The organism is uncultured Pelagibacterium sp., from assembly GCF_963972885.1.
GTDB lineage: Bacteria > Pseudomonadota > Alphaproteobacteria > Rhizobiales > Devosiaceae > Pelagibacterium > Pelagibacterium nitratireducens.
Window position 1 is genome coordinate 1 of sequence record NZ_CAXAXY010000159.1, and the last position, 3293, is coordinate 3293.

At 60.4% G+C, this 3293-nt stretch carries 2 protein-coding genes; both read right to left on the reverse strand.

The genetic code is table 11. The features are described from left to right. The coding region (locus AACZ55_RS15810) for a response regulator (protein ID WP_339647629.1) at positions 1-629 on the reverse strand (629 nt) is incomplete at its 3' end. After that, positions 630-2945, reverse strand: a complete 2316-nt coding sequence (locus tag AACZ55_RS15815; protein WP_339647631.1) for a PAS domain-containing sensor histidine kinase — start codon at positions 2943-2945, stop codon at positions 630-632. Positions 2946-3293 lie beyond the last annotated feature (348 nt).

A 3293-nucleotide genomic window follows, 5' to 3' on the forward strand; every position in this document is an offset into this window, starting at 1 on the left:
ACAACGGGAATTTCGTCCGGAGCATAGAGTGAAGCGTTGATTTCGATGAACGGGCCCATGGCACGCGGACTCTTGAAGTGAAGCAGGCGCGCGCACATGCCCTTGCCTGTCCCCGCTCCGCCCGAGATGAAAACGCGCGAACGTGTGCCCGCAGACTTGTCGATCAGGGAGCGCACCTGGGAAATGGCGCCCGACACTCCGACCAGTTCGGTCTCGTCGCCGGTCCGTTCCTTGAGATCGGCGACTTCTATCCTGAGCTTGCTGGCCTCAATGGCGCGTTGGGTGATGAGCAGCAGGCGGTCGATCTTGAAGGGCTTTTCGATGTAATCGTAGGCGCCCCGCCGAATGGCCGAGACGGCGGTTTCGACATTGCCGTGGCCCGAGATCATCACCACCGGAAGATCGGGATGGTCGGTCTGGAGAACATCGAGCAGCTGGAGGCCATCGAGGCGGGACCCCTGCATCCAGATGTCGAGATACACCAGATTGGGGCGCCGTTTGGCGATTTCGTTGAGTGCGCCGTCGGCATCGGACGCCTGTCGCGGCTCATAGCCTTCGTCTTCGAGAATTCCGGCGATCAGTTCGCGGATATCTTCCTCGTCATCAACAATCAGAATGTCACGAGCCATTTACTTTATTGCCATCGCGGATACGCGCGATGTCTCCTCTTGGGTCGTTTTTTCGGTGCTCTGGCCATGGCCCTGAGGTCCGACCGGCTGTTTTTCACTTTTCTGCAGCGGCAAGGTGAAGGCGAAGCAGGCACCGATCCGGCCATTGGCATCGGGTGCTGCATCGCGCAAATCGACACGACCGCCATGCTGTTCGATGATCTTTGCGACAATAGCAAGACCAAGCCCCGTGCCCTTTTCCCGCGTCGTCATATAGGGCTCGAGGAGTTGGTGGCGGTTTTCCTCCGGCCAGCCCTTGCCGTTGTCGCTGACCTCGATAACCGCTTCGTCGCCGCTCACCGACGCCTCGACAATGACTTCGGGGTCCTCAACCGTATCAAGGCCCACGCTTTCAATGGCTTCAACGGCATTCTTGATAAGATTGGTCAGCGCCTGGGAGACCAGCCTCGTATCGAACTGGGCGTATATCGTCTCGTCGGGCAACACCGCCTTAATGTTGATTTCGGGCTGGCGAACGCTTTCGAGAAAAACGGCCTGCCGCACGGTATCGGAAAGGTCGGCCCTGACGATCGTTGCCGAGGGCATGCGGGCGAAGGAGGAAAACTCATCGACCATGCGTCCGATATCGCCGACCTGGCGCACGATGGTCGATATGCATTTGTCGAAAACATCGAAATCGTCGACGAGCTTGTTTGCGTAGCGGCGGCGTAACCGTTCGGCAGAAAGCTGGATCGGGGTCAGCGGGTTCTTGATCTCGTGGGCGATACGGCGGGCCACATCGGCCCAGGCGCTATTGCGCTGTGCCGCCACCAGTTCGGTGATGTCGTCGAGGGTGACCACAAAGCCCTTGGATTCGGTGATGGTGCCTTCACGGGTCAGCCGGACCTGATAGGTACGCCGATCGAACCCGGTGGAAAGCTGCACCTGGTCCTGCACCCTGCCCCGACGGGCCAATTGCGCCCGTTCCATGGTGGGGGCAAGTTCGGGAGCAATTTGCGAGAGTTCCTGATTCATCAGGTCCAGTTCGGTCTGGCCGAGGGCGGCGCAGGCCCGGGAATTGACGAGAGTAATGCGACCGAACGCATCGAGCCCGATAATGCCCGCCGACACGCCTTCCACAACCGCTTCGGTGAACTGCCGGCGCTGATCGTTGGTCCGGCTGGCGGCCACGAGAGCAGCACGCTGATTGCGCAGCTGGGCTGTCATCTTGTTAAAGCGCACTGCAAGGTCGTGCAGGTCGCCGCCCCGTTCGGGAACGGGCAATTGAACGTCGAGATCGCCGCTGGATACGCGGTTCGAGGCGATCATCAGATTTCGGATGGGGTCGATGAGACCGTTGGCCAGAGCAATGCCGATCCACAGTGCGGCGAGCAGGAAAACGAAAGCCACCCCAACATACATCAAGGCAAAAGTGATCTGGAATACCAGTCGGCTGGAATCGTAGAGCCGGTATTCGGTGATATTTTCGTCGGTCAGCCGCACATATTCGAGCACCTCTGGATCGACCGGACGCGCGACAAAGAGGAAAAGATCGTCGTAGCCGCGAAGCTTGACGACAGCGCCGACCAGAGAGCTGGCGGCGCCCGGGGCGATGAGCGTGGGGGCGCCCTCGCCGGCTGCGGCAAGCACGGCGTCGGGAACGCGCGGCGTGGCTCCCGGTATATTGATCTGGGCCCGCATGACAGTTTCGCCCGCCTGATTGACGAGGCTTGTAAACGGTAACGAGCGGGTGTTGGCGAGCGCGGTCAGGATGCGCTGGAAGCGCGGGGCATCGTTTGTGAAACTGTCGCGGGCCGTCTCAAGCTCGCTTGCGACCCAGATCGTATCGTCACGCAGGACCTGCGCATGCTCGAGCATATAGGACCTGGCAACAAGGCGGGAACTCTCCACCATGGAGCGCATGCGCTCGGAGAACCATTGGTCGAGGCCCTGATTGAGCGAGAGTGTGGCGACCACGGCGACGATAAAGGCAGGGCCGGCCGCGACGATGGCGAACATGACGACGATGCGAACCTGAAGCCGCGCACCCTCCTGCTTGCGGATGCGCGTCTGCACCAGCATGACCAGTTCGGTCAGGACCAGCGCGACGACGAGCGTAATCAGGATTGCGTTGGCAATCCATATCCAGGTCCAGACATCGGGCCCTGGCTCGATGTCGGTCGCCCCGCTCATGATGAGGAACGAGCCGGTGGCGACAATGACTGAAATCAGGACAACGACAAAGCCGACCTGTCGCAGCAGGCGGTTGTCGTTGAACAGCGGTGCAGATTTGTCCCCCGAGTGCGATATCTGCCGGTTGCCTGCGCTAACCGCCATGCACACCGCCTCTCCTGCCCCACTTGCCTGGCGGCGCGATGGCTCCGGGGCCGCTATGGAGTGCTGCGCTTGAAAGCATGCAATGGTCGCCCACGCTGACGGTTACAACCGAAGGAAACATTCCGGCTTGGCCGAGTCTGGCCCAACTCGGCCTTTGGTTCAAGATTATTGTTGCCAAAATGTGACAGTGTTTGCCCCGTGCCGGCAAAGGCGGCTTAAAAGGTCCAGTGGACCTTTTAAAGGGGCAAACGCCCGAAGAGCTATGCTCGCAGGGCCGAGCCGGTCTGTCGGCGGCGATTTGCCCTTTGGGACGGTGCTCACCCCAATTGCCGGGAGTGTTTGACGATT

Excerpts from the sequence above, each read along its gene's own strand:
- AACZ55_RS15815 (WP_339647631.1), bottom strand. The coding sequence starts at position 2,945 with ATGGCGGTTAGCGCAGGCAACCGGCAGATATCGCACTCGGGGGACAAA.